The 6,982-nt window shown below is 74.9% G+C and carries 4 protein-coding genes; 2 read left to right on the top strand and 2 right to left on the bottom strand.

What is annotated here, in order from left to right; translation table 11 throughout:
- Positions 1–464: 464 nt before the first annotated feature.
- Positions 465–1,169, bottom strand: coding sequence for a hypothetical protein (locus tag NQU55_RS19715; RefSeq protein ID WP_168093604.1), 705 nt, complete (start codon positions 1,167–1,169; stop codon positions 465–467).
- Positions 1,166–3,427: an MMPL family transporter gene (locus tag NQU55_RS19710; RefSeq protein WP_168093603.1), complete on the bottom strand. Its 2,262-nt coding sequence runs from the start codon at positions 3,425–3,427 to the stop codon at positions 1,166–1,168. Before NQU55_RS19710 ends, NQU55_RS19715 begins: the two co-directional genes overlap by 4 nt.
- A gap of 237 nt (positions 3,428–3,664) precedes the next feature.
- On the opposite strand from NQU55_RS19710, the gene NQU55_RS36850 reads away from it, so the two are divergent.
- A complete protein-coding gene (locus tag NQU55_RS36850; protein WP_168093602.1) occupies positions 3,665–6,184 on the top strand; it encodes a polyprenyl synthetase family protein in 2,520 nt (839 codons plus the stop codon).
- 24 nt (positions 6,185–6,208) lie between these two features.
- On the top strand, positions 6,209–6,982 hold the full coding sequence (locus tag NQU55_RS19700; RefSeq protein WP_168093601.1) for an SOS response-associated peptidase: 774 nt from the start codon (positions 6,209–6,211) through the stop codon (positions 6,980–6,982).

Here is a 6,982-nt window from a genome sequence, read left to right as displayed (position 1 = left end):
CTCCGCCTGCCCCGGCACCGCCTGCACCCGCCCCGCCCGCGCCAGCTCCTCCGGCTCCGCCCGCCCCTGTCCCCCCGCCGGGTGCACCACGAGTCCCCCCGGCCCCGGCACCTCCCGTCCCCGCGCCCGTGGCCCCGCCGCCGGCTCCGGCGCCCCCGGCCCAACTCCCGCCGGCGCCCGTCCCGGTGGTGAGGACGCCGCCCCGCCCCGCTCAGCCTCCTGCCCCGCCGAACACGGCGCCTGTTCCGAACCCGCCCACCAACCTGTGCGGACCCAGGAACCGTTGCCCCTCCTACCGGAAGATCCTCCCGTCGGCGACAGAGAAGCAGCTCCGGGGCTTGTCGCTGGTGACCCTCACCCTGCTGCTCACCACCCCGGCCGTGCTGGCCGCGGCACTGCTGCGCCCGCGCTCGGCCGGCCGGCGCGGCCGGTAGCCGCGGCCCGGGGCCGGCGCGCCGCGGAGGTCAGGAGAAGGAGATGTTGCCCCGTCCCGCGACCGTCCGCAGGCCGCGGGCCGCGCAGGCGGTCACGTCGGTGGTGGGCACCGCCCAGCCGCGTACGTGGCGGTGCGCCATCCGTCCCGAGACGACGTCGCCGCTGAGGAAGGTGTCCGCCGGGGTGTAGCCGCCACCGCCGCGCGCGGACGGCCTCAGGTGAGAGGTCCCGGCGGTCCGGCCGCGCTGGGCCCAGCCGTGGTACCAGGTGATGACGGCGGACCCCTCCGGGCGGGCCGCGGTGAGGCAGTTGGCCGTCGCCGAGCCCCGCAGGACCATCCGTCCGGACCGGATCCCGTACTGGCTGCCGTCCGCGGAGGTGCAGCGGTCGAGCAGGACCGTGCCCGTGGCCGACACCTGTTGCACGCGGCCGGTGACGGGCGGCCGGAAGACGAGCGGGTCGCCGGGGGCGGTCTGCAGGGAGCAGGACAGGGCGGTCCCGGCCAAGGCGGTACGGTCCGGGGCCGCCGCCGTCCCGGTCACGGTGCTCAGGGTGGCGGCGGCCGGAGCCGTCCGGGCCGTGCCGAGCGCGGGGGCGGCCGCCGCCGGCGTGGTCCCGGGGCCGGCGGTCGTGCAGAGGGCGCCGAGCAGCAGGGCGCCCAGGGCCGCGTGGATCGTCGCGGTGCGCGGCCGCTGCGGACGACGTGGGCGGCGCGGACGGTGCGTGGTGGTCATGTGCGGATCTTCTTCCTCGGGGTCTGTTTCTGCTGGGCCGGCACGGCACCCGTGGGTGCCTGCGGCAGGAAGGCGGTGTGGAGTCCGAGGCGCCGGTGGAGGCGGCGCAGGGGCGCGGGCGCCCACCAGTTGGCGCGCCCGGCCAGCCGCATGAAGGCGGGCACGAGGACACCGCGGACGACGGTCGCGTCCACGAGCACGGCGAGGGCGATGCCGCACCCGAACATCTTCAGCAGCACCACGCGCGAGGTCAGCAGCGGCAGCACGGCGATGGCGACGAGCAGCGACGCCGTGGTGATCACCCGGCCGGTGCGCGCGATGCCGTTGACGACGGCGGTGCGGCAGTCGGCGCCGGCCCGGTACTCCTCCTGGATGCGGGCGAGGAGGAAGAGTTCGTAGTCCACCGAGACCCCGAAGGCGAAGCAGAACATCACCACCGGCATGGCCGTCTCCAGCTCGCCCGTCACCTCGAACGAGCCGAGGAGACCGCGCAGATGGCCGTCCTGGAAGACGTGCACCATGGCGCCGAAAGCGGCGCACATGCTCAGCGCGGCGAGTACCACGGCCTTGAGCGGGATGAGCAGCGAGCCGGTGAACAGGAAGAGCAGGACCAGCACGCAGCCGATCAGCAGCACGCCGATGAAGGGCAGGACGTGCGCCAGGGCCGTCTTGGTGTCCAGCACGCGCGCCGGGCAGCCGGTGACCAGGTGCGGGCCGGGGGAGGGCAGTGCCCGCAGGGTCCGTACGAGGTCCGGGTCGCTCGCGGGCGGACCGGATCCCGTCACCGCGAGCCAGGTGCCGCCCATGGTGATCTGCAGCAGCGATCCGGGCGTCGGCCCGGCCACCCGGCGCCCGTGCGCGTACGTGCCCAGGCCCGTCACCACGCTCGCGACGTCGGGCCGTTCGGACAACTGCCGGGCGTAGGCGGTCACCTCCGCCTCCTGCTCCACAGCATCCGTGGCCGACAACAGAACGGTGACGGCGCGGTCCCAGGGGAGGGAGAAGTCGCGCTCGATCCCGGCGGCGACGGCGTGGGACTCCAGCTCGCCCGGCAGCACCCGGTAGTCGGTGACACCGAAGCGGACGTGGGCGAACGGCAGCGCCGACGCGGCGAGCAGCAGCACACAGCAGCCGCCGGCCAGGACGGGCCGGCCGGTGGCGGCACGGGCCACCCGCCGCCACAGCGGGCTCTCCGCGGAACGCGCCCGGCGCCACCGGGCCAGCGGGTCGCCGCGGTCGATCCAGCGGCCGAGCAGAACCAGCAGCGCCGGCAGGACGACAGCCGTGGCGAGCCCGCAGCACAGCACGACCGCGATGCCCGCGCAGGCCAGCGACCGCAGGAACGGCAGGGGGAACAGCAGCATGGGGGTCAGGCAGACCGCGATGGTGCCGCTGGAGAAGAACACGGTGCGCCCGGCGGTGCGCATGGTGCGCAGCGTGGCGCCCCGGGTGCCGAGGCTGCCGTGGGTGTCGTGCGCACCGTGCGCGTCGTCGCCTTCCCCGGCGGCGAGTTCCTGGCGGTAGCGGCTGACGAGGAGCAGCCCGTAGTCGACCGCCACGCCGAAACCGAGCGCCGTGGCGACGTTCGTGGCGAGCGCCGACACGGGCATCACGCCGGCCAGCGCACTCAGCAGGGAATAGGCGCCCAGCACCGCGAACAACCCGGTCAGCACCGGCAGCAGGGCCGCGACCGGGGAACCGAAGGCCAGCAGCAGCGCCAGCGCGGCCAGCGGCACGCCGAGCAGTTCGGCCCGGAGCAGCTCCCGCCCGCTGACCTCGGTGGCCTGCGCCGAGACGTAGGAGGTGCCCGTGGCCGACACCCGCAGCGGACCGTGGGCACCGGTGAAGCGGGGCACCAGCCGCGCGGCGGCCCGTGCCGTTGCCGCGTCGTCCCCCGCCAGGTCGGCCACGACCAAGGCGCTGCGCCCGTTCTTGCTCAGCAGCTCGGAGGCGCCCGTGTTCCAGTACGAGTAGACGCGCTCGACGCCCGGCTGCCGGGAGAGCCTGACGGTGAGGTCCAGGCCCGCGCGGGAGACGTCCTCCGAACCGGCGGGGGATCGGGCGTCCGCGCGCAGCACCAGGTCCGGCAGGCCCGCGTGGAACCGCTCGGCCAGGACGGCGTCGGCGCGAGCGGCCTCGGTCCCGGTGGCGAGAAAGCCGCCTCCGCTGAACTGGGGGCGGGCCCCCAGCAACCACAGCCCCAGTACCGCGCCCAGCAGGCCCGCCCCGGCCAGGACCCGCCAGGGACGGGAAACCACCCACCGCGTCATCATCGTCGTCCACCGCTCCATCCGTCGTGTCCCGGGTATACGGCGGCGGCCGGGCACCCCTGCGGGCGGCACGCCCGCACTCACCCGAATGCACCCGACAGGGCACGGATCACCCACCACGGGCGATGCATACGGGTGGTCGCAGGTAACCGTGTTGACGCTCGTGCGGTTGGGCGGTTACGGCCAGTACGCAACCCCCGCCGCAGGACTCCTCTTGGGACACCCGTGAACAAGCACGCCGCACAGGCACCGCCGTCCTCGCCCGCCGCCCACTCCACCGACCCCGTGGGCGAGGGCCTGCCTCACCCGGACCGTCCCGTCGAACGGTGGTCCGTCAACGCCTCGGTTCGGACGGCCGAAGGCGAAGAGCACAGCCTGTCCGTGCAGTTCCTGTGCCGGCGGCCGGGCGCCGGGGAAGGGGCGGGAACCGCCGTGCCGGGCAGGGGAGAGGCTGCCGGAGCCGCCGTGCCGGGCAGGGGAGAGGCTGCCGGAGCCGCCGTGCCGGGCAAGGGAGGGGCTGCCGGAGCCGCCATGGCCGGCGGGGGAACGGACCGGCCCCCCGGCCACACCGTCATCTGGTCCCACGCCGACCACGCCACCGGCGACCGCACCACCGAGTCCTGGCTGGACGAGGCGGCCCTCGCCGAGGCGCGCTCCGCATTCGAGGACACCTCGGCGTGGGACCCCCACGTGCGCCGGGCCGTCCTCGACGCCCTGGCAGGAGGCGAACCGCTCCTGCCCGACCGGCTCCTGCACGCGCCCGTACGCCTCGCCGCGCACCGGCTGGACCTGGACTTCGGCGGCGTCGCCACCCTCACCCGGCACCCGGACGGTTCGTACGGCCTGACCGTGACCGGCGACCCCGGGGGCTTCGCGCTGACCCTCACGCCGGGCAAGCCGCCCCTGCGACTGCGCGAAGGTGACGCAACGGCATCACCCGGGGCTCTGTCCTCGTCGTGTCTGCCGCGCATGACGGCCGAAGGCACCGTGTCCGCCTCCGGCCGCGACCCGGCGCGCGTACACGTCACGGGGGAGGCGTGGCTGGAGCACTCCTACGGCACCTGCCCGGAGGGCGCGCACCGCCCCGGCGGCGCGGATACCGCCTGGATGCGGGTTCAGGTGCAGCTGGACAACGGCTGGGACGTGGCGCTCCTGCGCACCAGCCTCGTCGAGGAGACCACCGACTCCGAGCCGTTGCCCTCCACACAGGAACCGCCCGACCGGCCCATGGCCACCCACATGACGCGGGCACAGCACACGGTGTGCACCGTATCGGGGCCCGACGGACACGGGCGGCAGGCAGCGGCGGAGCTGTGCACCACGCGCCGCTGGGACTCCTCGGTCACCATGAACTCCTACCCCGTCGCCGCCCGGTTGCGGATCCCCGAGACGGGCCTCGACGTGCGGCTCGTCGCGTCCCCGTACGCGCAAGAGGTCTTGTCGATGTCCCTGGGCCGTGCCTTCTGGCACGGCCGGTGCCGGGTGGAGGGCACGATGGGCGGGCGGCCCGTCGGCGGCCACGCGCGCGTGGAGTTCGTTCCGCCCAACACCATCGGCGACCTCGAAGACTTCATGCGCCGCATCGGCCGGATCACCCGGACGGAAGTGCGCCGGTTCTACCCCGACACCGCCGACCCCCGGGTGCTGGGCTCCCTGGCCGGACTCGAAGGCCACGCCCCGCTCGACGAGGCCTCGACGAGCGAGGTGCACGCCGGGCTCGTCCTGCCCGTACGCCACCTCGCCGACCTGGGCGGGAAGTCGTGGCGGTCGTTCGCCTCCGCCTGCGTCATGGCCCTCTTCTGCGAGGCCGCGGACCGTTACCGCCCCCTGATGGCCGTCACCGAACTGGTGCACGCCGGGTCCCTCATCGTCGACGACGTGGCGGACACTTCTCCGATGCGCCGCGGCGGCCCCACCGTCCACGAGGTCTTCGGAGCGCCGACCGCCGTCAACGCGGGCACGGCCGCCTACTTCGTCTTCGACCGGCTGGCGGACGACGTCCTGCCCGACGACCCCGCGCTGCGCCTGCGCCTGCACCGGGCCTTCCTGCGCGCCCTGCGCGCCGGCCACGCCGGACAGGCCCTCGACATCGCCGGCCACGACCAGGCCATGGACGCCGCCGTGGCCACCGGCGACGCCTCGGTGGTGATGCAGCGGCTGCACTCCACCCACCGGCTGAAGTCCGGTCTGCCGGTGCGGATGTTCGCCGAGGTCAGCGCCTTGCTGGCCGGCGCCGGGGAAGCGGAGACCGCCGCCGTCGGCGCGTACTTCGAGGCCCTCGGCGTGGCCTACCAGATCAGCGACGACGTCGCGGACCTGCGCGGCATCGGCACCGTCAGACGCGGCGGACGCCGCCGCGCGGCCAAGCGCGTGGCCGAGGACCTGCTCAACGGCAAGGTCACGGTGCCGCTCGCCCACGCCGTGCCCCTGCTGCCTCCTGACCGGCTGCGCGCCGTGTGGGAGTCCGTGCGCGGCGGCCGCGCGACTCCGCGGACGGCGGAAGCCGTCGCCGCCGTCCTCACCGAGTGCGGAGCGGTGGACGCCGCCCGCGCCCAGGCCCGGGCCCTCCTCGAGGAGGCCTGGCCGGCCCTCGACCGCGCCCTGCCGCCGACGATGCCCAAGGCGATCCTGCGCGGCCTGGGCTGGTACGCGGCCGAACGCGAGGACGACGTCCCCGACCCGGCCGCGGACGGCCGGCCCCCGGCCCCGCGCAAGCCGCTGCACTTCACCGGCGACCGGGTCTGACGAGAGGACCGGCGAGGGTCGGACATGTGCGGCCGTTACGTCTCCACTCGCAGTCCCCAGGATCTGGCCGGGCTGTTCTCCGTCACCCAGTGGGACCCGGAACCCCTCCTGGAACCGAGCTGGAACGTCGCCCCGACCGACGACGTATGGGCCGTGCTGGAGCGCGCCGACCGCGAGAGCGGCGCGATCGAGCGGCAACTGCGCGCGCTGCGGTGGGGCCTGGTGCCGTCCTGGGCGAAGAGCCTGAGCACCGGCGCGAAGATGATCAATGCCCGGGTGGAGACGGTGCACGAGAAGCCCGCCTACCGCCGCGCCTTCGCCAAGCACCGCTGCCTGCTCCCGGCCGACGGCTTCTACGAATGGGAGCCCGTCGCCGCGACCCCCACCGCGAAGGCCTACAAACAGCCGTACTTCATCAGCCCCACGGACGGCCGGGTGATGGCGCTGGCGGGTCTGTACGAGTTCTGGCGCGACCCGGCGACCGGAGACGACGGCCCGGCGCAGTGGTGGACCACCTGCAGCATCATCACCACCGAAGCCACCGACACCGCCGGCCGCATCCACCCCCGCATGCCGCTGGCCATCGCGCCGGCCGACTACGACACCTGGCTCGACCCCACCCACCAGGACCCCGAAGAGCTCCGCGCACTCCTGACCACTCCCGCGGGCGGCGACCTCGGCGCCCGCCCGGTGTCGACCGCGGTCAACGACGTCCGCAACAACGGCCCCCACTTGCTGGACGACGCCGAGCCGGGCAAGCCGATCGCCCCGCCGTCCACCGGCCGGACCGGTAAATGA

This window comes from Streptomyces telluris (assembly GCF_024519335.1).
Taxonomy (GTDB): Bacteria; Actinomycetota; Actinomycetes; order Streptomycetales; family Streptomycetaceae; genus Streptomyces; species Streptomyces telluris.
The sequence above is the reverse complement of the archived record's forward strand: the minus strand, read 5'-3'. Positions and strand labels throughout refer to the sequence as shown.